Source organism: Dyella sp. LX-66, assembly GCF_018599165.1.
Taxonomy (GTDB): Bacteria; Pseudomonadota; Gammaproteobacteria; order Xanthomonadales; family Rhodanobacteraceae; genus Dyella_D; species Dyella_D marensis.
The window spans coordinates 313,627-334,410 of sequence record NZ_JAHFVJ010000003.1 but is presented as its reverse complement, the minus strand read 5'-3'; the positions used below and the strand labels follow the sequence as shown (position 1 = coordinate 334,410).

The window sequence follows — 20,784 nt, the reverse complement described above, 5'->3', positions numbered from 1 at the left end:
GGGTTCGCCTGACGGCTCACCCCAACCTACGCCACGTGTTTCAGTGCGCCGCGCGCGCCGCTGCCATCGCCTTCGGGTCGTGCTTGTGCTTGAACAGGAACACGAACAGCACCGCCACCACCAGCGAGTACGCCGAGAACGCCGTCCAGATGCCGTGCCAGTCCTTGCTGCCGTCGGCGTGGGTGAAGAAGGCATCGATCATCCAGCCGCTGACCGAACTGCCCAGCACCGCGCCGATGCCGTTGGTCATCAGCATGAACAGGCCCTGCGCGCTGGCGCGGATCGACGGGTCGGCCTGGCCTTCCACAAACAGCGAGCCGGAGATATTGAAGAAGTCGAAAGCCATGCCGTACACGATGCACGACAGCACGATCATCCACAGCCCCGCGCCGGGGTCCCCATAAGCGAACAGGCCGAAGCGCAGCGTCCAGGCCAGCATGCTGATCAGCATCACGGTCTTGATGCCGAAGCGCTTGAGGAAGAACGGAATGGCCAGGATGAACAGCGTTTCGGAAATCTGCGAGATGGACATGATGATCGCCGGGTAGCGCACGGCGATCAGGTCCTTGTACTCGTCCATCTTGGCGAAGTCGTGCAGGAAGGTATCGCCGTAGGCATTGGTCAGCTGCAGCGCCGCGCCCAGCAGCATGGCGAACAGGAAGAAGACGGCCATCTGCGTATTGCGCAGCAGCGCGAACGAGGTGAGCCCCAGCGTGTCGAGCAGCGACTGATGCTCCTTGCGCTCGAAGCGCGGCGGGCACTTGGGCAGGGTGAACGCGTACAGGCCCAGCACCAGCGCGGCGGCGCCGGCCACGTGGAACTGGCCCTCGGTGGTTTCCAGATGCAGCAGGCTCACCGTCCACAGCGCGGCGATGAAACCCACCGTGCCCCACACGCGGATCGGCGGAAACACGGTGACGATGTCTTCGCCGCTGGTCTTCAGCGCGTTGTACGCCACCGCTATCGAAAGCGAGATCGTCGGCATGTAGAACATCATGTTGAGCAGCATCACCCAGAACATCAGTCCGGGCGAATTGATGGTCGGCACGATGAACAGCATGATCGCGCCGCCGATATGCATCAGGCCGAGCAGCTTCTCGGCGTTGATCCACTTGTCGGCGATCACGCCGGCGATCGAGGGCATGAACAGCGAGGCGATGCCCATGGTGGAGAAGATCGCGCCGAATTGCGTGCCGGGCCAATGCTTGTTCTGGAACCAGTACGCCCCGATGGTCAGCAGCCACGCCCCCCATACGAAGTACTGCAGGAAGTACATGGTGACGAGGCGGAGTTTGATGCTCATCGGGCTTTATAGGTCCTGGTGATTCGTTAATATCGCGGAGCGGTCCGTCGGGCACACGCCGGGCGGGGCAGCCAGCCGAGCTGGTGCTGCCCTTCCGGTGAACGCGCTGATCCCCCGCGGGCGGCCTTAGGACTGGTCTTAGGTCCTGGCCAAACGTCCGCCAGCGTAGGGAATCGGCCCGGCGGGAACAAGTTGCGCAGCCGCAAAATACCCGTGCCTTATCCCGAGTGTCCTTTCCACGCCGAGAGCGACCCCATGAGCCTCTTCCTCACCATCGCCGCGATCCAGCTGATCGCCCTGGCCAGCCCCGGCCCCGATTTCTTCTTCGTCTCGCAGACCGCGGTCAGCCGCTCGCGCCGGCAGGCCATGTTCGGCGTCGCCGGCATCACCCTGGGCGCGCTGGTGTGGGCGGCACTGGCCCTGCTGGGCCTGCAGATCGTGTTGCATCAGATGGCCTGGCTGTCGCGCCTGATCGCCATCGCCGGCGGCCTCTACCTGGCCTGGATGGGCGTGAAAATGCTGCGCGGCGCGTGGAAGGCGCCGGCCGGTGGCGCCACCCAGACCGTCGTGGTGGAGCGCAGCGACTTCGCCGCCCTGCGCGCCGGCCTGCTCACCAACCTGGCCAACCCCAAGGCCCTGGTCTACTTCGGCTCGGTGTTCTCGGCCTTCGTCGGCGACGGCGTGGGCGCGGCGGCACGCTGGGGGCTGTGGGGCATGATCATCGCCGAGACGTTTCTGTGGTTTTCGCTGGTCGCCGCCTTCTTCGCGCTGCCGGCGATGCGCCGCGGCTATCTGCGGCTGGTCCGCTGGATCGATGGCTTCGCCGGTGCGGTGTTCGTGCTGTTCGGGCTGCACCTGATCCTGCGCGGGACGGGTAATCGCACCAGCTGATCTTGGCGAGCAGGCCGCGTCACCCCGGCTGGGTGGCGCGGCCGCCAAGGGCTGGCCGTTGCGGCCGGCCTGGCTGGGCGGTTCAGGACGTTATCCAGCCGACGCCGTTCTTCCCGACGAAGCAGTAGGACCGGTCCTGGAGCTGCACGCATCCGGTCAGTTCCGAGCCGCCTTGCCGCATGGTGAAGCGGAACATGCCCAGCTTTCGTCCGTCCGGCGCCTGGGACCGGATATCGCCGTGCAGGCTTCGAAACGATGTCTGCGAGACCTGCGTGGTTTCTTCCCAGCGGACCAGGAAGTTCGCGGTGCCGACGTATTCCATGTCGATCCTTGCCGGGAAGGAATCGCCTGGGCGGAATCCGGCCAGCTGTTCGTTGCGGTAGATCACATACGGTGGCGGCTCGCTGGAAACGATCGGGCGAGTGAACAGCCACGCCGAATCCAGCCCGCTGCTTTCGATGACGCGCCGATCGACGCCGGCCTGGAAAACAGGGCCTTCCCAGGCGTGCGCGCCAAGGGACAACGCCATGCCAAGACAGGTACCGAACAGGACGGCCGTTCGCTTGATGAACTGGTTCATGGGGATCACCGGAATTTGGAGACGAAAGACGAATTCAGGTTGAGCGCGTTGACCGCGTCGTATTGATCCTTGATGCCCATCGGCCGGCCGTAGTCCTGCGTATATCGTTCGGGCGTGGAATAGAAAGCCGTTCTTCCACTGGCCATGACGGTGCCGGCAATCGGATAGCCGACATTGCCGTAGTCCCAGGGCCTTTTGCCGTCGAGCAAGCCCAGCAGGTGGCCGATTTCATGAGCCATGGTCTTGGTGCGGCAGCTGATCGACGTCGCCGCCGCGAAAGAGAGTTCCGAGACTTGGGAAGAGAAAGCCGCCCCGCAGATGCCGGGTTGATTCTTGGCGCCTTCGTAATAAACCAGATCGGCTTGAGTGTTATCTCGCCATTTCCGGATCTGAGGATGGTCGCCCAGCGACAGTGCGGCGGTTTCGATGTCGGTCCATTGCGCCGGCGCGTTGATCTTTCTGGTGCCGACCAGCCTCGTCCTGAAGTTGACGCCCGAATTCTCCAGGGCGTGATTCGTGTTCATGATGCCTTCGAGCAGTCGGGCACGCATGAGATCGTCGCCGTAGAAGGAAGCTGCTTCGCTGCTGTAGACACCGAGAACATCGATGATGACGGTCTCCCGCGCCCAGGTCCTGCCGTCGCTGACGAAGGCTGGCGTTTCGCCGATACGCACGGGATACGCCTTGCCGTTGCCATCGCCGGACGGCGCGATGACGTTGAAAGGATTGACGGCCTGGCCCTTGAACATGATCCGGGCTCCCTTCGGTGCTGCCTTCGGCAACTCGATGTTCGGCACATAGCGCGCCTGATCCGATACGTAGATGCTGCGAGGAGTCGCCGGGGAAGGCATGGCGCCGTTCTTAAGACTGGCCGCCGTATAGACGGTGTCCGGCGCGTCCTGCACGATCCATTGCTTCTTCTCCGCAACGTACATGAAGGTGTATTCCTGCCCTTGCGTGAGACCGAAGCTGCCTTTCGCTTCGATCCCGGCACCATCGATCAGGGCGGCCCGGGACGTGGATGAGCGGACGGTGATGCGGTCGCGGTCGCCGGCACGGGTCGGCAATCTGATCCGGGGGATCCACTGCTGATCGGTCAGCACGAAAAGAGAGCGCGGTGCGCTGGGATAGGCACCGGTGACGCGCAGGTCGATGGGCCGCTCGGGTGATTCCTCGATCGCCCACTTCTTGACGTCGGAAAGATAGCGAAGCCGGTACTCGTCTCCCGACCTGATCACACTGGTCGATGCGTAAAGCAGACTGTCCGGATGGATGCCGGACTCGCGTGCCGAGGACGACCGGATGAAGATGAGGCTGCCGTCATTGGCGGTGGCAGGCAGGTTGATCCGCTGGTGCCAGTCGCCTGGGCGGATGTCGTAGAACGCGTAATTCCAGCTTCCTTCCGGCACGGTATTGCGCACCGAGGAGTAGTACCTGATCTGAGGGCTTTCGACGCTCCACCGGCCGGATTTTTCTGCGTATCGGAAAATGCAGAACGCGCCGCAATGATGGAGCGATACACGGTTGCGCGGAAAATCGATCTTCTCATTGAGCACGGCGTGCGCCGAAGCGGCGGAGCTTGCGGCAAGCACCCAGGCTCCATCCTTCGGTTTCTGTGGAAGCCGGAACCGGTAAGGCTCGTCTCCCTTGGCGATATTGAAGATGATGCCGTCGTATCCGCTCGGCATCTGCCCATCGGGAATCGCGGCGGGCCTGAGGTCGATCGTTGCGGTGATCGCTGCCCGGCCGGTGATGCTGAAAAACAGCGCCGAAAGCGCGCATGCAAGCAGGCGTGACGTTTTCATGGGCTCGCTTCCTTTGGCTACAGCCGAGAAGTACCGGTGACGTCGATCCGGTACTTGTATGGAATGCGAGGCTGCTTGCCGGCGGCAAGCGAGTGGCCGGTAAATTCGGACAGGTCTGGTGAAGCGCGCGGTGGATCAGCCGCCGCAGTGGACTTATCGCAATGGATTCAAGGCAGCAGCTTGCCCGGATTGAGAATGCCGTCCGGATCGAACGCCGCCTTCACTGCGCGCATCAGCCCCAGCGTCGACGGCTGCAGCGCCAGCGGCATGAATTCGCGCTTGACCAGGCCGATGCCGTGCTCGCCGGACAGCGTGCCGTCGAGGCGGATCACCAGTGCGAATACCTCGGCCAGGCAGGCGTGCGCGCGTTCGCGTTCGGCTTCGTCGCGCGGCAGCAGGTTCACGTGCAGGTTGCCGTTGCCGGCGTGGCCGAAGCTGACGATCAGCACGTCGTGCTTCGCGGCGAGGCGCTTGATGCCGTCGACCAGCTCGGGCAGGCGGCTGACCGGCACCACCACGTCCTCGTTGATCTTGTTCGGCGAGATGGTGCGCTGCGCGGGCGACAAGGCCTTGCGCGCGGACCACAGCGCCTGGGTTTCCTCGGCGGTCTGCGCCACCTGCAGGCTTTCCAGGCCGTCGCCGCGGGTGGCGCGCGAGACGGCTTCCACGGCGCCATCGAGCGTGTCCGGCTCGCCGTCGACTTCGATCATCAGCATGGCGCCGGCTACCGGCACGCTGTCGCCGCCGTGGTCGCGGGCCAGCTTCAGCGCCACGTCGTCGATGAATTCCAGCGCGCAGGGCGTCACCGGCTGGGCCATGATGCGCGCCACCGCGTGAGCAGCGGCGCCGACGTCGCGGTAGGTGGCGCGCAGCGTGCGCAGGCCGCTGGGCTTGGGCGTGAGCTTGAGCGTGGCTTCGGTGATCAGCGCCAGCGTGCCTTCCGAACCGATCAGCAGGCGGGTCAGGTCGTAGCCGGTGGAGCCCTTGCTGGTGTAGGTGCCGCAGCGAAAGCCTTCGCCGGTGCCGGCCACCGCGCGCAGCCCCAAGGTGTTCTCGCGCGGGCTGCCGTACTTCACCGTGCGCGGGCCGGCCGAATTGCAGGCCAGGTTGCCGCCGATGCTGCACCAGGGCGAGGAGGTGGGGTCGGGCGGCCAGAAGAAGCCGTGCGGCTTCAAGGCCTGCTGCAGGTCGCCGTTGAGCACGCCCGGTTCAACCACCGCCAGGCGGTTGTCCGGGTCAATGCGCAGGATGCGGTTCATGCGCTCGAAGCTGGCCACCACGCCGCCGTCCACCGGCACCGTGGCGCCGGTGGTATTGGTGCCGCGGCCGCGCGCCACCAGCGGCACGCGGTGTTCGCGGCAGGCGCGCACCAGCGCTTCGGTCTGCTCGTGCGTGGTGGGGAACACCACGGCGTCGGGCAGGGCGTTGCGGCGGGAGTTGTCGTAGGCGTAGGCGAGGCGCTCGGCTTCGGCCAGCGACAGGGCGTCGCCGGCGAAGCTGGCATGCAGGGCTTCGAGCAGGGCGGAGGGCAGCGTCATGCGCCAAGTCTAGCGCCGACGCCGCCCGGGTTCGCCCAGGTTGGCCCGGTTTGCGGCCTCAGATCTTCAAGGTGGGAATGTCGACCTTGGGCAGCAGGCGCGAGGTGAAGTAGCTGTCCTTGTAATAGCGGATCTTCTCGCACATCACCGGATGCGGGATGCCTTCGTACAGGAACACTTCCTTGTCCGCGCCCATGGCCTTCAGTTCCTGCGGCAGCATCAGCGCGCGGCGCTCCTCGGACTCGCTGCGCGAGCGGTCGCCGCCCTTGCCGCGGGTGACGTTTTCCTTGCGCACGGTGGTGTAGCCGAGCATCTCGGAGTAGTCGTTGGCGTCCTGCTGCTCGCGCGGCGCATAGACGATCTGCAGCGCGTGGTTGGTGATCAGCGTGCGCGCCACTTCCTTGCCGTAGGTGGCATCGAGCTGGGCCACGCTCTGGATGATCGGCAGCAGGCGGATGTTGTAGCCGGCCATGTACGACACGGCGGAAGAGATGATGTCCACCTTGCCGATCGAGGTGAACTCGTCCATCAGCAGCAGGCACTGGTGCTTGAGCGCCTTGTTGTTCTGCGGCAGTTCCTTGGTGTTCTGGTTGATCAGCTGGCTGAAGAACAGGTTCACGATCAGCCGGCTCTCGGCCAGCTTGTTGGGCTGGATGCCGATATAGATGGTCATGCGCTTCTTGCGCACGTCGGTGAGCAGGAAGTCGTCGTCGCCGGTGGCCGCGTCCAGCACCGGGTTGATCCAGGCGTTGAGCGGCTCCTTGAAGGTGCCGAGGATCGAGGCGAAGGTTTCGTTCGCCTGCGACAGCAGGTTGGCGAAGGCCGACTGCGCATTGCTGCTGAGGAAGGGCTGCTGCGACATCCACTGGTACAGCTGGCGCAGGTCGGTGCCGTCGCCGGAAGAAAGCCGGTACACCGCGCCCAGGGTGGGCTTGTCGCGCAGCACCAGGGGCAGGCCCTTCTGCTCGTCGTGCTCCCACTTCTCGCACAGGTACAGGGTGAAGGCCATGAAGGCGTTGCGCGCCTGGCTCACCCAGAATTTCTGGTCGTCCGCGCCGTCCGGGTACAGCATCGCGGAGATGCTCATCAGGTCGGACACGCGGAAGGACGGGTCCTTGGACACGTAGCTCAGCGGATTCCAGCGATGCGAGCGGCGGTCTTCGGCGAAGGGGTTGAACAGGTAGATCTCGTGGCCCTGGCCGGCGCGCCAGCCGGAGGTGAGCTCGTAGTTCTCCTGCTTGATGTCCAGCACCACCATGGATTCCTGGTAGTCGAGCAGGTTCGGGATCACCACGCCCACGCCCTTGCCCGAGCGGGTCGGCGCGGCCAGGATCACGAACTGCTGGCCGCCAAGGCGCACCAGGTCACCCCGGTACTTGCCGACCAGGATGCCGTTGGCCTGCTCCTTGAACATGCCGGCCTTGCGCAGGTCGCCGCCGTGGGCGAAGCGCGCGTCGCCGTGCATGGAGGGCTTGTGCGTGCGGGCGATGAAGTAGAACACCACCATCCACAGCACCACCGGGATGCCGAAGCCGACGTAGCCCGCCGCCTTGATGCGGCCGGCGTAGGCCTGGTAGTCCGGCAGCTTCAGCGCCGCCACGTACTGGTAGTAGGTGTTCCACGACAGCGGAACCTCCACTTTCAGCAGCAGGCGCACCAGCCAGCCGGAAAAGAACATGCCGCCGACGAGGGCGGCCAGCAGCAGGCCGGCGGCCCAATACCATTTCGTCTTGCTCATGAGAACCTGACTCGCATCCATTGCTCCGAAGCAGGGTGCTTCGGCCCCTGTGGTCTTGCCATGCCGCGGTGGGTATCAGCCCCCGCGGCATCCGTTCCGACTGTCATTCCACCTAGTGTAAACGGGTTTCGGTGACAGGTCCGGTGATCGCCTTCGCGTCCGCGCCAGCCCGGCCTCAGGCGCCCTGATGCTGCGGCTGGCCGGGCGCCGGCCCTTGCTGCTGCCCCGGCTGGCCCGCCTGCTGCTTCTGCGCGGCGGCTTGTTCGAGCTGCGCGCTGCTGCGTTCCAGTGGCGTGTTCACCGCCTGCTGGGTCGGTACCTCGGCCACCCGCTTGAACGGCGAGTTCAGATCGCCCTGCACGGCGTAGGCGCGGCTGCCGTCGTCGCTGAGCACCACGCGGTCGATGCGCTCCAGGCCGGCCTGGCGCGAAGCCACCACCAGCGCGCCCGAAAGATTGTCGCTGCGCTGGTCCGAGGCGCGATGGTGCGAGGCATCCAGCACGTGCACCGCATCGCGCGCCTGCTGGAACAGGGCGTGGTCCGGATGGCCGGGCTGGTCGAGCGGCGGCTTGGCGTGATGCCACTCGCTCGGATGGGTGAGCGTGTGGATGGCATGAGAGGCACGGTCGCCGAGGTGCTCCAGCTTCTCCTCCACCTCGTGCACCGCATGGCTGACCGCGTTCCCGACGGCATGCACGCCTTCGGAGACTTTCTCGCCCACTTCCTGCGCCACGTGCTCCACGCCGTGCACCACGGCGCGCGGCACTTCCCACGGCGCCGACAGCACGGTGCGGATGTCGCGCACGTCCTCGCGGTAGCGGTCGATCATGCCCTTGTGTTCCTGGTACAGGGCGGCGTTCTCGGGGCTGACGATGGAATGGCCGAGCAGCTTGTTGTCCGGCACGAAGTTGTCGATCGCGTGCGCGCTGAAGTCGGTGGCCTTGAGCGGGTTGCGCGGGCTGAGCGGGCCGCTGTCGTCGCGGTAGCCGGCCTTGCTCAAGGTGTCGATGTCCTGCGGCGCGGCATAGATGCGCACCTCGCCGAAGTGCGGGCTGGCCGCGCTGACCAGGTCGCCGGCGCGGATATGGTCGATCACCTGGTGGCCGCCTTCGGGCAGGCCGTAGAGCAGGCCGGCGGCGCCGTAGGCGTTGAAGGTTTCGCCCTTCAGGTTCAGCCGCGCGGCGGTGAGTTCGGCCAGGGTGCCGCCGAGCGAATGGCCGGTGACGGTGACGTCGTACGGCACGCCCAGCTGTTCGGATTGCTGGTGCGCCTTGTCCATCACGCGCTGGGTGAAGGCGGTGGCGTCCGGTGCCTGCGCATTGAGGCCGGTGAGCACCATGCCGGCGTCGGTGCCGCCGTCCTGCAGCAGCTCGCGGTCGAATTCGGAGCCGCGGTGGGCGATCACGATCGCGCCGGTGTCCACGCGCTGGTAGGCAGTGCCCTGGTAGCCGGTGCGCGGGTCGTCGGTGTGATCGAAGACGCGGTATTTGATGCCGCCGAGTTCGACCGTCTGGTTGGTCTGGCGGTCCTGGTAGGCGTCGCGCGCGAGCAGGGCGTAGTCGGTGGTGCCGATCTCGGTGCCGATGCCGGTGCTGGTCCCGGTGCTGTCCGTGCTCATGGGGCCGTCTCCCTGGCCGTCAGCGTCATCGAGAAGATGTCGGTGCGCGTGGTGGGCTTGAACAGTGCGCGGTTGGGCGTGCCGAAGGCGGTGCGCTCGTCGCTGCTGTTGAAATATTCGCTGCGCACGAAATACGTGGGCACCGGCTTCTCCGCCAGCAGTTCGCGCGAATCCATCGCCGGCGAGAATTCCACGCCCTTGATCCGCAGCGTGGCCCAGGCGGTGTTCACCGCCCAGTGGCACACGCCCATGCCGTAGTAGTCCTCGTCCTGCAGCAGGTCGGCGTAGAGCGAGCCTTTGTACTCATGGTCGCTGATGCGGACGAAGTCGATGGCGACATCCTGCTCCGGCGTGAGCGTGGCGCCGCTGACCGGCGTGGCCGGCACGCAGCGTTCGTTCTGCACCTTGTAGTGCACGGTGCCCTTGATGGAATCGAACGGCCCCGGCGCGCCCTCGATGCTGAGCGTCAGCTCGTAGCGCTTGCGCGGATGCGGGTTCTGCTTGATCTCTGGAGTCTTCATGGGAGAACCGAAAGCGGTGGTGGACGCGAGCGCCAGCAGCAGCGCACAGGCGGCGCGGCGCGGTCGCGGATGCACGGCGGCACCCATGCTCAGTGCAGGGTGACCGTGAACGTAAGATGCTTGTCCGGGTCGGCCAGGCGGAAGTATTCGCCGCTGATGGCCAGGCCGTTCTTGCCGGCGAGGCGGAAGGCATCCTCGCCCTTGTCGACCCAGGCCGAGGTGGCCTCGGCCGCGCCGGGCATCGGCACCTCGCGGTTGCCGGTGACGCTCCCGGTGGCGGCATCCAGCTCGATCACGCGCAGCTGGGTCTGCGACAGCGACTGCGCCGCCTGCGTGTCGGCCTGCAGCAGCACGTAGACGGTGCCGCCCTTGTGCAGGCAATGGGTGGCGCGGCCCTGGAAGGTGTTGGAGGGCAGGTCCAGCGGGCGGGTCCACAGCACGCGGTTGGCGGCGGTGTCCTCAACGAAGACGAACGGCTTCTGGTTCATGCCGTCCGCGTCGGCGACGGCGCCGACCACGCACTGCTTGTTGTCTCCGGCCGGTTCCGCCGCATAGGAGGAAAAGCCCTGCGGCACGCTGGCGGCGGCGGGGGCGCTGACGGCGGCGGGCTTCGGCGGCGCGGTCTCCTTGGTGTCCGCGGCCGATGCGCCCTGCACGAGCAGGAGCAGCAGCAGAGGGAGAGTGAAGCCCTTCCCGGTTTTGAGTGATGGAGTTCTGATCGACGCGGTTCTGATCGACATGGCTGGTCTCTGCGGAAGAAGCCGGGCCTGTCCGTGCGGACAGGCCCGGGCGTTGCCGGTTAGTGGGAAACGCTGGGACCCGCCGGGGCGGGCGCCTGCTGCTGCTTCTGCTGCTGGTGCTGCGCGTTCTGCGTCTGCGTGCTGGCGGCGTGCTCCAGCGCCGTGGTGCTCTTTTCCAGCGGGGTATTCACCGCCTGGGCGGTGTCCACGCCGGCCACGCGCTTGAACGGCGAGTTCAGATCGCCCTGCACCGCGTAGGTGTGCTTGGCGTCGTCGCTGAGCACCGCGTGGTCGATGTGCTGCAGGCCTTCCTCGCGTGCGCGCGCCGCGAGCGAGCCGGCGAGCTGGCCGCTCTGGTGGTTCGGTTCGCGCTGGTGGGAGGCGTCGAGGCGGTGCACCGCATCCAGCGCCTGCTTGTACAGGGCGTTCTCCGGATGGGCCGGGTTGTCCAGGCGCATCGGCGCCTTCTGGTCGTGGTGCTTCTGCTGCTCGAGCTGGTGGCGCACCGCGTCCATGGTCTTGGGCCCGGCGACGCCATCGGGTTCCAGCTTGTGATCGTGCTGGAACTTGCGCAGCGCCTCGTCGGTGAGGCCGCCGAACTTGCCGTCGGGATGCACCGGATAGCCGAGCTTGGTCAGCTCCTGCTGCAGGCTCATCACGTCGCCGCCGCGCGCGCCCTTGTGCAGGTAGTTCTCTTGCGCGTGCTTGTGCTCCGCCGGATGGGCCGGCGGCTGGTGCGCAGGCGCTGCCGGCGCGGCGGGCTGGTGCGGGGCTGCGCTGTGGCTCGGCGGCGTGGGCGCGTGATGGCCGGCCGGGTGATGGCGCGTGACCATCGGGCCGTTCGGCGCCTCCGGGATATTGACCTTCTCATGCCCGTGCAGCGGCTGGTGCACCTGGAACTCGGGCTTGGGACGCATCGCGCCGACGATCTTGAAATCGCCGCCGTTCCAATAGCCCTCCTTGGTGTCGGTCGGGCCCATCGCCTTGCTCAGCGCGGGGCCGGTGCTGACCTGGGAGCCGTAGAACTCGATGTTTCCCTTGCCGTCGTAGCCCTTGAAGATGGCCACGTGGCGTCCGTGCTTGCTGTCGAACATCAGCAGGTCGCCCGGCTGCAGCGAGCCCGGCGTCTTGCGCGCGTCCTCGGCCGGCACGATGTCGAAGTGCTGCTTGGCGTAGCCGGTGAAGCCGCCGTCGTAGAGCTTGGACGTGGCGAACGGTTCGTTGCCGACGTCGTAGCCGGCGTTCTTCATGCCGCGCCAGACCAGGGACGAGCAATCGACGCCGTAGTAGCCGTCCTTGTCGAGGTCCTGCTCGGTGCGGCTTGAATCCGAGCGGTGATTGGGGGAGCCGTTCTTCAGGCTCATGTCGCCGCGGCCGTATTCGTACTTGCGGCCTTCCTGCGCAAAATGACGGTAAGCCTCATCCAGAATTTCGCGACCCATACATCCTCCGAGTGGTCAGAAAGAAAGGCTGCTTACAGTCCCATCGAGAACTCTGCGTACTGCGATGCGCTTACCCAGCCGGCGGCGCAATCCACGTACTGCCCGTGCTCCAGCCGGCAGGCGCCGTGCGGCGCCGGCTTGATCCATTCCACCTTCGGCGCGCCGGGCTCGCCGCACAGCTCGCTGTGCTTGCAGGCCGCGACGGATTCCGCCGGGATCGCCACCACGTAGTGCCATTCCGGCTGCCCCGCCTGCTTGTGCGCGTTGGCCATGACGCAGACGAACTGCATGTCGTGCAGCTTGGCCACCGGCGTGGACGGGAAGGGCGGGAAAGCCGTGGCCAGCACCGCGGAGGGCTGGTCGTTGGCCTGGATCTGGCCGTAGATGCCGTCCGCGCTGCAGCCTTCCGTGTTCACCACGATCTGGTACTCGCCGGCCGTGCATTCCGGCGCCCAGTCTTTTTTCTTCTGGGTGCAGGCAATGCCCGGCAGGTTGGCGACGGGTGGCGGCAGCGGCCCTTCCATGGGCATGTCCTTGGGCATCGATGCGTCGGCGGCCGGCGCGGTGCCGGCCGGTGCGGGTGCATGCGGTGCCGGCTGGGCGGAAACGGCGGTGGCCGGTTGCGTGGCAGCGGCTTCGCCGGAAGGCACCGGCAGCTGGCCCTCGCTCGCCGAATGGCTGCACGCTGCCAGCAGCAGGCAGGGCAGGAGGCGGAGGCTGGATCGGCTGACGGTCATGCGGATGTTTCCTTCCGGAGCGGACTTGCGGTGGTGCGGAGCGGGAGCGGCTGTCGTGTGAGCAACGGCCGCGTGCTGGGCATCGAAGTTCGACAGGTTGTTCAGGGACTTTCGCAGTTGGTGGACTGTGCCGCGGCCGGCGCCTGTTCCGGCCGCGGCACAGCGATTACCTGTGCTGCGGCGTAGTCGCCTGGGCCTGCTGAGCCTCGTGCGTCTGCGTCTGCGTCTGCTGCTTGCTGGCGGTGTGCTGTTCGCCGAGCTTGGCCATCTCGCGGCTGCTCTGCTCCAGCGACGTGTTCACCGCCTGCTGCGTCGGCACCTCGGCCATGCGCTTGTGCGGCGAGTTGAGGTCGCCCTGCACGGCATAGACGCGGCTGCCGTCCTCGCTCATCAGCACGTGGTCGATGCGGCTGAGACCGGCGCGCTGCGCGGCGACGGCGAGCGAGCCGGCCACGTTCTGGCTGATCTGGTCCGGCGTGCGCTGGCGGTCGGCGTCGATTTTGTGCACGCCGTCCAGCGCCTGCTTGAACACGCCGTGCGCGGGATGCGCCTGGTCGCCGAGCTGCTTGTCGCCGCGCTCGGCGTGCTGCTTCAGCTCGCGGTCGAGCGCGGCCTTGGTCTGCGGGCCGTACTGGCCGTCGGACTTCAGGCCGTGGTCGTGCTGGAAGGCCTTGAGCTTCGCTTCGGTCTGCGGGCCGAACTGCTTGTCGGCCTTCAGGTCGTAGCCCAGGCGGTTGAGTTCCTCCTGCAGCTTGCCGACCTCGGCGCCATGCGCACCCTGCTTGAGCACACCCGGTGCGCTGTCGCGGGCCGGTTCCGGGGTGTGCTGCCCGGGCGCGCGCTTCATCAGCTGGTCCAGGCCATCACGGTTGCGCGTGATGTCGTGCATGTAGTCGTAATTGCTGGTGCCGTTGCTGTCGCGCATCACGCGGCCGCCGGTGATCGCCGCCACGGCGCCGCCGTAGCCGGCGATATGGCGCGCCTTGAGGAAGCCGGCGATCTTCTCGGGCTTGTCGTCCTCGTGCAGCACACCGTTCTTCAGCGCCTGCTTGTAGGCGTGGTCGCTGTTGATGCGGAAGGCATTGTCCTGCAGCTCGGCGGAGCCCTTGTACTTCTCCAGGCTCAGGCCGTTCTTCCAGTTGGAAGGATCGTTGAGGAACTCGGTCATGCCGCCCTTGGACGCCCATGCCCATTCGCTGCGGCTGCCCTTCATGGCCTCCTGCAGTTTTTCCTTGTCGATGTAGCCTGCGTCCGCGAGCCAGCCGGCGCCGGCCTGGTAGCGGCCGACATAACCCTGCTTGTTGGTCACGCTGAGGTTGCCGCCGTTGCTCTCCGTCATGACGACGGAAGCGATCAGCCTGCGGGTCATCGCGTCGTCCAGACCGGCGATGTTGCCCTGGTGGTATGCCTGCGCAGTGGCCACTGCGTGCTCTCGTCTATCAGCCATTGCTTACTCCTTAGTGGATGACGATGCTGGTTGAGTTGTGGAGGAGGGTTTACGTCTCCTTACAGCGCATGGCCTCCATCCGCTGCGCCGGCTTGCTCCGGTAAAACACGAACGTGGTGCTGCCCGGACCCTGGTTGCCGCCGTCGTCGTCGATATAAGCCTCGGCGAAGACGGGCGCGGCGTTGGCCCCGAGCGTGATCTGGTAGAAGGCGTTCTTCTGCGTGTTGGCGGCGGTGGTGCCGAAGTCCAGCGCGCAGGAGCCGCCAATGGGCTTGATGGCGGCATCGCCGCTCAACTGGTGCTGCAGGATTTCCTGGTAGTTCTCGCTGGGATAGAACTTCACCAGCGCGATCGACTGCACCGCGGCCGCGTCGCCGTTGAGCGTGGCGCCGACGTTGCCTTCGTTGTCCTGCTTGGTCCCTGCTTCTTCGCCGGTCTTGCCGTCCGGCACGTCGACCATGCCGAAGCCCGCCAGCAGCAGGTTGCCGCTGCGGTAGTGCGACATGTCGGAGCCGGTGGCGTCGGGGTTGTCCAGCGGCTTGGCGTCGCGCCACTGCACGCCGGCCACGGCGTCGAAGGCCGTCCAGGGCGAGGCGTGGGTGGCGGCGAACACGCCAAGAAGGTTCTGCAGGGGAGACATGGCACTCTTTCCTTGAGTTTCGGCGGCGGCATGCGCCACAGGCGCGGAAGCCGCTGCTGCCGGTGCCTTCGCCGACGACGCGGTAGAAGGATCGGCCGATTGCGATGAGCCGCACGCGCTCAGCGAGGCCAGCAGCGCGACGAGCAGTAGCTTCCTTGGGCTCATGGAACGATGGGTCCTTTCAATCTGCCGTCCACGAGTGTCAATGCCGCGGCGGTGTAAGGCAAGTGCAAGGTATGTGCGGAATTGCCTGAAATTTGCTTTGCGTCCTGCGCTTCGTCACATCCGCCCACCTGCGGGCAGGTGGGCGGCATCTTTCCGTCGTGCCAGCGTTCAGCGGCTGGATTGGGTCGAGTCGGACGTGCCGTTCGCGGGGTTCGCGGGCGGCACCGGTTCCAGCGAGCTGCCGAGGTTGCCGGTCGTCGATGCGCCCGGGAACGCTTTCGGACAGATGTCCTCGTAGACGAGCGCGGACGTCGCGTTGAAGCACTCCCAGTCGGTGACCGTGAACGAGCCGGTCACCGGATTGGAGGGCAGCCAGCAGTCCGAGGGCATACCGAGGGTGCAGAACAGGTAAGGGTTGTTCCCGTAGTAGGGGATCGCCTTAAAGAACTGCGCGGACGCCGTGGTACTGACGGCCAGGAGCAGGATGAGCAGCAGTGCTTTCTTCATGGGCATTCCTTTGCGATGGGATGGTTATGCGGGTTTCAGAAGGAAAGACACGTGCGCCGTGGATCGCTTTGCATCTGCCGGTTCATGGATGTCTCACGCTACCTCTGGCGAAAGCTGTTCCATACATCGCCTGCATTCGATCGAGGCTAAAGGCGCAGCGCCGTGCTGCAGCTGCTAAAGACAACCTTGCATGACGCGTCATCACATAGGCCTATGACTACTTTCTCGGCCTCGGGCTTGGTCGGGCGGGTTGCGACGCTATAGTGGTTGTCAGCCTTCGCTACCGCGACGCAACTGTTGGAGAAAGCGGAGATCAGTTCACATTTCGTCGAACCGAGCGATTGACAGTTCGCCATGGCGATCTGCTCTGCCTCGGATCGACTGGCTTTGTTACGCGCAGCGCCGAGGTTGCCGGTGTACTGGGCGTCCAGCGCGACCGCTCCCCAACGCTCGACCCAAACGACATTTTGCGGCGCTCCCGGTATGGGCGCCTGACTCCCCGGCTGGCCATAACCGGGAATGGGGCGGCAGGAAACCGCGCCTTGCCCACCTTGCGGAACCATGCCAGGGGGGCAACCCCCTTCAGCATGAAGCACAGGGCTGAAGCAAAGGATGCAAAAGAGCAGGATCAGCAAGGATTTCATGGCGATCACGTTTCTCGATTCTGGCCAATCTTGACCTGATCGGCCGAGGCTGTCATTGGCGTACTGGGCGTACGCACCCCCAGGCCGGGTGTTGGCGAGGAGGGAATCGACCTCGTATCCGGCGTGGCCTGGGATTGAGGCGACGGCATATACGACCCCGGCGGCTGCCCCGCCTTGCCGGGCTGGCTGTTCGCGCCGCCCATCGCCGAATACGCCATGAAATTGCCCATGGTGCCCTGGAAGAACATCGCGGCCATCGGCGGCACGCTGACGATCAGCACCGTCATCAGCAGGCCGATGCCGCCCTGCTGCAAGGCCAGGCTGGACAGGCCTTCCGCGCCCTGGCCGGTGAGGCCATTGATCAGGTTGGCCGCCCACAGCGCCTCGGCGACGCTCAGGCACAGGCGCATGGCGATCGACGTCACCACCGCCAGCATAGCCATCGAGAACAAGGTGCCGATGCCGTACATCAACCATTTTCGGAAGAGTTCCTTGGTCTGCTCGAAGATCAGGCACAAGATGAACAATGGTCCCAGTCCGATGAATAGCGCCATAGCGAACTGGTAGAGCAGCAGCATCGCGCCGGCGGTCATCGGCGGACTGGCGGTGCCGAAGGTGGCCAGCAGTTCGGCCTTCGATTTCTGGCCCGCCATTTCGATGTCGGTGGGATTGACCTTGATCACCTCGATCGCCGACAGGGCCAGCTGGGTCTTGGCCAGGTTCTTGTCGATCATGTCCTCCGGCGAGCTGTCGTTGCCGGTGAACAGGAAGTTGATGTGCTTGCCGAGATCGGTGGTCAGCAGTTCCTGGATGTCGTTGCCCGCGACGGCCAGGGTGGTGGCCACGGAGACGATGAAGACGATCTTCGCCATGTTGGCGACCAGGGCCATCATCGGCTCGCGGCTCTGGCCGGTCACCATGCGATAGCCCTGGATCGCCACCCACAGGGTGACCAGGATGACCGCGAAGGTGGACGCCCACAGCGCCATGCGTCCGAGCACGTCCTGCTGGAAGTGGGCGATCTGGCTCTTCAGGTAGCTGTTGACCAGCGCGAAGAAAATATAATCGCCAGTAGTTGATGGAGGCATAGCACCCAGTTCCTTAGGTTCGTGTCGCGAAAAGCTTCAGTGCAGGAAGGCTTCAGTTGCCGCTGTTCAGTTCGTCGAAGGCGAGCTTCAGCGTACCGGCCTGGACGATGGTGCCCAGGATCGTGCTCTTGCCCTTCATCGCTTCCTGGCCGAGCTGGGCCTGCTGGCTTTCCAGATACTTGATGATCTGGTCGTCGCTCTGGATCTGCACCTGCCACAGGCGCATTTCGGTATCCATGCTGGCCTGGCCGCGCGCGATGTTGGCCTGCGCGCCGGCGAGTGCGCCCTGGCTGGTGCCGACCATCTGCGAGATCTGCTCGAACTGCTTCGCATACCCGCCATAGACGGTGTTGATGCGGTTGAGCATGTCCACGGTGACGTTGTACTGGTGGTTGCGCCGCATCACGATCTGCTGGCAGACCTTCATCTGGCTATCCACCACCGAATCCTGCAGCTTGGGCAGGGACAGCGTCAGCAGGCCGGGGATGATGGCCACGCCATCCTTGGGCGAGGGGCAGGCGTCCGCCACGCCGGCGTCGGGGGCGATCCTGGTGTAGGTGGTGTCCAGGCTCAGCACGCTGGAGAAGCTCATGCTCTGCAGCGAAATCAGCTGCTGCGCGTAGTGCTGCAGCACGGCCGCGTACTGCGCGACTTCCTTGCCGTACTGCGCCGCGGTCTGGATGAAGTTAGCGGCGTCCTGCGCGATATGCGCCGGGTCGATGACCGCCCACTGGGCCTGCGCCTGGTTGGCGTAGAAACCGCTGAGCGAGACCACCGCGAATGCCACGGCGGCCGGAAGCTTCAGAAGACGGGGGGTGCGCGTTTGCTTGGTCATGGCACGTTGTCCGTAGTCGAGGGTTGGGGTCAGCCGGCCGCGGTGCGGCGGGGGGTGCTCTGGTTGGCGCCGGCCGGCGAACTCGGCCGGCCCTTGCCGCTGCCCTTGCGGCGCTCGTAGAAGGTGGGCAGCCACTGGTCGGGCTTGAGATCGCCGGCGGGCACGCCGGCGGCGTTGGCGTGTTCGGCCAGCACCTGGTGCATGATCTCGATGTTGTCGGTGGAGGCGGAGATCACCGCCAGCGCATCGTCCAGGCCGCGCAGGTTGAGCTGGCATACCGACGAGGCATGGCCCTGCTTGACCAGGAAGCAGCGCGAGCGCTCGTCCAGTCCCACGACCACCTGGTATTCCGCTTCCGTCAGCTTGAGGCCGTTGATGTAGTCCTCGCGGCTGGCATTCGGGTTGGGCAGCAGCACCATGGTGGCGGTCTGCTCGATCAGCGCGGCGGAGATGTCGCTGGCCAGCGCGTCCTCAGGACTTTGCGTGGCGAAGATGCCCATGCCGTTCTGCTTACGGATGGTCTTCTGCTTGTTCTTGGCGAATTCCTTCAGGCCGCCCTTGCCGTCCAGGATCTTCCAGAACTCGTCCATCACGTAGATCAGGCGGCGGCCGTCGATCAGCGACTCCAGGCGGTGCAGCAGGTAGTTGATCACCGGCGAGCGCACTTCGGGGTTGTCGATGATGTCGGTGTAGTCGAAGCCGATGATGTTGGCTTTCTGCAGGTCGATGGTGTCGACCGGGTTGTCGAACACCCAGCCCAGCGAGTTGCCGGCGGTCCACTTGCGCATGCGCACGAACAGGCCGTCGTCGCCCATGTTGGGCAGGCTCTTCTGGAAGTTGGTCATGGTGCGCAGGTGCATCGGCGTGTCGAGGATGGCCTCGACCGCGCGGAAGATGTCGTCCTCCTCGCGCGAGCTGTACACGCTTTTGCCCGCCAGCACCTTGACCAGGTCGGACAGGAACTGCACGTTGCCTTCGTTGCGCTCGCACTGGAACGGGTTGAAGCCGGTCGGCTGGCCGTTCTCCAGCGCCAGGTAGTTGCCGCCGCAGGCGCGCACGAAGATTTCCGCACCCTTGTCCTTGTCGAAGAAGAAGATGGTCGGCGCAGGCTTGAGCTTCTGCACCTGGCTGAGCAGGAAGTTGATCAGCGCGGTCTTACCGGTACCGGACTTGCCGATGACCATGGTGTTGGCGATCGCCTTCTCGCCCAGCGAATTCTCGCCCGGGTGGGTGGCGTGGAAATTGAAGTAGTACGGCTGGCCGTTGGTGGTCTGCAGCGTGGTGACGCAGTCGCCCCAGGGGTTGTTCTCCTTCTTGCCCAGCGCGAAGTTGTGCAGCGGGGACAGGCCCAGGAAGTTCAGCGAGCTGACGTTGGCCAGGCGGGTGCGGAACTTCCAGTTGGCGGGGAACTGCGAGTAGTACGAAGCGGTGACCGCCAGGTCTTCCTTGATCGAGATGAAGCCGGCGTTCGAGAGTTCCGCGCGGGTGGCGGCGATCTGCTGCGAGAGCAGTTCGTGCGTGGCCGCATAGATGGTCATCATGAAGTGGTACTCGCCCAGCACGAAGTTGCCGGAGGCGAGCTGGTCCATGGCCTGATCCATCTCGATGATCTGGCTCACGGCCTTGTCGCCGGAGGAGATCATCATGCCCTTGGTGCGCTCCAGCGCCTTCAGCGCATCCTGGCGGCCCATCGGGCTGAACGAGTGGGTGACCACGTATTCGAAGTCGAGATACTTCAGGCCGTTGAGGATGCCCGGATAGGTGCCGTCCGGGTATTCCTTGATGTTGAGCACCGCACCGAAGTGATTCACGCCGGTGGGCGTGGTGATCACGAAGTCGCCGGTCTTGGCGGAGAAGCGCTGCTTGCTCACCGGCAGGTAGCGGTACACCGGCGCCTGCAGCACCGGCACCGGTTCGTCGATGCGGTTGAGCAGATAGCCGAAGAATTCCAGCGGCTCGGAGAACACGATGCCGTTGCTGGCCTCGTACATGCCCAGGCGGGTGGGCGAGTACTCCTTGAGCACGGCCTCGACGTTGCCGGCCAGCTCCAGGATGGTGGCGATCGCCTGCTGCTGCTCGGCTTCGAGCTGGCTGACGTTTTCCGTCTTGTCGGCGAAGCGCTTGCCGGACACCACCGGACGGTAGATCAGCGTGAGATACAGCTCGTTCTGCATCAGCTTCTGGGCCGACAGCGCGCTGTAGTAAGCGTCGGACAGGCCCTGGTTGAAGGTGTGGTCGAAGCGGCTGTTGTTGACCAGCTTGCGGCGGCGGCGCACGTCATGGACCCAGAAGGCCACGTTGACGAAGTCCGGCGCGCGCAGGGTCTGCAGCATGCGGTTGAAGGTGTTGTGCCGGTGCTCGAGTTCCCATTCCTCGCGTCCGACGAAGGGCAGGCCTTCCAGCCGCCATACGAGCATGTAGTCGCCGCCCGTGGTCTTGAGCACGGTCGGGGATACATGGGTGGACAGTGGCAGGAATTCGCTGATGGGTGCGTCTGACGTGAACATGGCTCGATGACCGGTGATGTGTCGAAAAGGCCGCCCCC

General features: G+C 65.4%; 18 protein-coding genes. 1 reads left to right on the top strand and 17 read right to left on the bottom strand.

The genetic code is table 11. The annotated features are described in order from the left end of the window. Positions 1–40: 40 nt before the first annotated feature. Complete coding sequence (locus tag KK141_RS08055) at positions 41–1,303, bottom strand: nucleoside permease (protein ID WP_214569235.1); 1,263 nt, start codon at positions 1,301–1,303, stop codon at positions 41–43. A gap of 255 nt (positions 1,304–1,558) precedes the next feature. On the opposite strand from KK141_RS08055, the gene KK141_RS08050 reads away from it, so the two are divergent. Then, a complete protein-coding gene (locus KK141_RS08050; protein ID WP_214569234.1) occupies positions 1,559–2,194 on the top strand; it encodes a homoserine/threonine efflux transporter in 636 nt (211 codons plus the stop codon). An 82-nt stretch (positions 2,195–2,276) separates the two neighbouring features. Here KK141_RS08050 and KK141_RS08045 read toward each other — a convergent pair whose 3' ends face one another. The 16 genes from KK141_RS08045 to KK141_RS07970 all read right to left on the bottom strand — a co-directional run bounded on the left by KK141_RS08045 (position 2,277) and on the right by KK141_RS07970 (position 20,746). Continuing rightward, positions 2,277–2,774 carry a hypothetical protein gene (locus KK141_RS08045; RefSeq protein ID WP_214569233.1) on the bottom strand — a complete coding sequence of 166 codons (498 nt, stop codon included), beginning with the start codon at positions 2,772–2,774 and terminating at the stop codon, positions 2,277–2,279. Between the two features lie 5 nt (positions 2,775–2,779). Continuing rightward, positions 2,780–4,579 carry a reprolysin-like metallopeptidase gene (locus tag KK141_RS08040; RefSeq protein WP_214569232.1) on the bottom strand — a complete coding sequence of 600 codons (1,800 nt, stop codon included), beginning with the start codon at positions 4,577–4,579 and terminating at the stop codon, positions 2,780–2,782. Between the two features lie 167 nt (positions 4,580–4,746). Next, positions 4,747–6,117, bottom strand: a complete 1,371-nt coding sequence (locus KK141_RS08035) for an FAD-linked oxidase C-terminal domain-containing protein (protein WP_214569231.1) — start codon at positions 6,115–6,117, stop codon at positions 4,747–4,749. Between the two features lie 58 nt (positions 6,118–6,175). After that, complete coding sequence (locus KK141_RS08030) at positions 6,176–7,855, bottom strand: type IV secretory system conjugative DNA transfer family protein (protein WP_214569230.1); 1,680 nt, start codon at positions 7,853–7,855, stop codon at positions 6,176–6,178. Between the two features lie 175 nt (positions 7,856–8,030). Further along, positions 8,031–9,473, bottom strand: coding sequence for an XVIPCD domain-containing protein (locus KK141_RS08025; protein WP_214569229.1), 1,443 nt, complete (start codon positions 9,471–9,473; stop codon positions 8,031–8,033). Next, positions 9,470–9,994, bottom strand: a complete 525-nt coding sequence (locus KK141_RS08020; protein ID WP_214569228.1) for a hypothetical protein — start codon at positions 9,992–9,994, stop codon at positions 9,470–9,472. Before KK141_RS08020 ends, KK141_RS08025 begins: the two co-directional genes overlap by 4 nt. A gap of 89 nt (positions 9,995–10,083) precedes the next feature. Then, positions 10,084–10,734, bottom strand: a complete 651-nt coding sequence (locus KK141_RS08015; protein WP_214569227.1) for a hypothetical protein — start codon at positions 10,732–10,734, stop codon at positions 10,084–10,086. Between the two features lie 59 nt (positions 10,735–10,793). After that, positions 10,794–12,176: an XVIPCD domain-containing protein gene (locus KK141_RS08010; protein WP_214569226.1), complete on the bottom strand. Its 1,383-nt coding sequence runs from the start codon at positions 12,174–12,176 to the stop codon at positions 10,794–10,796. Between the two features lie 32 nt (positions 12,177–12,208). Further along, on the bottom strand, positions 12,209–12,913 hold the full coding sequence (locus tag KK141_RS08005) for a hypothetical protein (RefSeq protein WP_214569225.1): 705 nt from the start codon (positions 12,911–12,913) through the stop codon (positions 12,209–12,211). A 166-nt stretch (positions 12,914–13,079) separates the two neighbouring features. Further along, positions 13,080–14,360, bottom strand: a complete 1,281-nt coding sequence (locus KK141_RS08000; protein WP_214569224.1) for a peptidoglycan-binding protein — start codon at positions 14,358–14,360, stop codon at positions 13,080–13,082. A 49-nt stretch (positions 14,361–14,409) separates the two neighbouring features. Further along, positions 14,410–15,000, bottom strand: a complete 591-nt coding sequence (locus tag KK141_RS07995) for a hypothetical protein (RefSeq protein WP_214569223.1) — start codon at positions 14,998–15,000, stop codon at positions 14,410–14,412. A 333-nt stretch (positions 15,001–15,333) separates the two neighbouring features. Beyond that, on the bottom strand, positions 15,334–15,672 hold the full coding sequence (locus KK141_RS07990) for a hypothetical protein (RefSeq protein ID WP_214569222.1): 339 nt from the start codon (positions 15,670–15,672) through the stop codon (positions 15,334–15,336). Positions 15,673–15,818: 146 nt separating this feature from the next. Continuing rightward, positions 15,819–16,316: a DUF4189 domain-containing protein gene (locus KK141_RS07985; protein WP_214569221.1), complete on the bottom strand. Its 498-nt coding sequence runs from the start codon at positions 16,314–16,316 to the stop codon at positions 15,819–15,821. Positions 16,317–16,321: 5 nt separating this feature from the next. Then, entirely contained in the window at positions 16,322–17,404 is a 1,083-nt protein-coding gene (locus KK141_RS07980) for a type IV secretion system protein (protein WP_250901617.1), read from the bottom strand. A gap of 52 nt (positions 17,405–17,456) precedes the next feature. After that, on the bottom strand, positions 17,457–18,239 hold the full coding sequence (locus KK141_RS07975) for a hypothetical protein (RefSeq protein WP_214569220.1): 783 nt from the start codon (positions 18,237–18,239) through the stop codon (positions 17,457–17,459). 29 nt (positions 18,240–18,268) lie between these two features. Further along, entirely contained in the window at positions 18,269–20,746 is a 2,478-nt protein-coding gene (locus tag KK141_RS07970; RefSeq protein ID WP_214569219.1) for a VirB4 family type IV secretion/conjugal transfer ATPase, read from the bottom strand. Between the last annotated feature and the right edge of the window lie 38 nt (positions 20,747–20,784).

What these genes read in the sequence shown, in the direction of transcription:
- KK141_RS08055 (WP_214569235.1), bottom strand. Translation starts at nt 1,303, where the DNA reads ATGAGCATCAAACTCCGCCTCGTCACCATGTACTTCCTGCAGTACTTC.
- KK141_RS07995 (WP_214569223.1), bottom strand. Translation starts at nt 15,000, where the DNA reads ATGTCTCCCCTGCAGAACCTTCTTGGCGTGTTCGCCGCCACCCACGCC.
- KK141_RS08000 (WP_214569224.1), bottom strand. Translation starts at nt 14,360, where the DNA reads ATGGCTGATAGACGAGAGCACGCAGTGGCCACTGCGCAGGCATACCAC.
- KK141_RS08035 (WP_214569231.1), bottom strand. Translation starts at nt 6,117, where the DNA reads ATGACGCTGCCCTCCGCCCTGCTCGAAGCCCTGCATGCCAGCTTCGCC.
- KK141_RS08025 (WP_214569229.1), bottom strand. Translation starts at nt 9,473, where the DNA reads ATGAGCACGGACAGCACCGGGACCAGCACCGGCATCGGCACCGAGATC.
- KK141_RS08005 (WP_214569225.1), bottom strand. Translation starts at nt 12,913, where the DNA reads ATGACCGTCAGCCGATCCAGCCTCCGCCTCCTGCCCTGCCTGCTGCTG.
- KK141_RS07980 (WP_250901617.1), bottom strand. Translation starts at nt 17,404, where the DNA reads ATGCCTCCATCAACTACTGGCGATTATATTTTCTTCGCGCTGGTCAAC.
- KK141_RS08020 (WP_214569228.1), bottom strand. Translation starts at nt 9,994, where the DNA reads ATGAAGACTCCAGAGATCAAGCAGAACCCGCATCCGCGCAAGCGCTAC.
- KK141_RS07970 (WP_214569219.1), bottom strand. Translation starts at nt 20,746, where the DNA reads ATGTTCACGTCAGACGCACCCATCAGCGAATTCCTGCCACTGTCCACC.
- KK141_RS08030 (WP_214569230.1), bottom strand. Translation starts at nt 7,855, where the DNA reads ATGAGCAAGACGAAATGGTATTGGGCCGCCGGCCTGCTGCTGGCCGCC.
- KK141_RS08015 (WP_214569227.1), bottom strand. Translation starts at nt 10,734, where the DNA reads ATGTCGATCAGAACCGCGTCGATCAGAACTCCATCACTCAAAACCGGG.
- KK141_RS08050 (WP_214569234.1), top strand. Translation starts at nt 1,559, where the DNA reads ATGAGCCTCTTCCTCACCATCGCCGCGATCCAGCTGATCGCCCTGGCC.
- KK141_RS07985 (WP_214569221.1), bottom strand. Translation starts at nt 16,316, where the DNA reads ATGAAATCCTTGCTGATCCTGCTCTTTTGCATCCTTTGCTTCAGCCCT.
- KK141_RS08040 (WP_214569232.1), bottom strand. Translation starts at nt 4,579, where the DNA reads ATGAAAACGTCACGCCTGCTTGCATGCGCGCTTTCGGCGCTGTTTTTC.
- KK141_RS07975 (WP_214569220.1), bottom strand. Translation starts at nt 18,239, where the DNA reads ATGACCAAGCAAACGCGCACCCCCCGTCTTCTGAAGCTTCCGGCCGCC.
- KK141_RS07990 (WP_214569222.1), bottom strand. Translation starts at nt 15,672, where the DNA reads ATGAAGAAAGCACTGCTGCTCATCCTGCTCCTGGCCGTCAGTACCACG.
- KK141_RS08010 (WP_214569226.1), bottom strand. Translation starts at nt 12,176, where the DNA reads ATGGGTCGCGAAATTCTGGATGAGGCTTACCGTCATTTTGCGCAGGAA.
- KK141_RS08045 (WP_214569233.1), bottom strand. Translation starts at nt 2,774, where the DNA reads ATGAACCAGTTCATCAAGCGAACGGCCGTCCTGTTCGGTACCTGTCTT.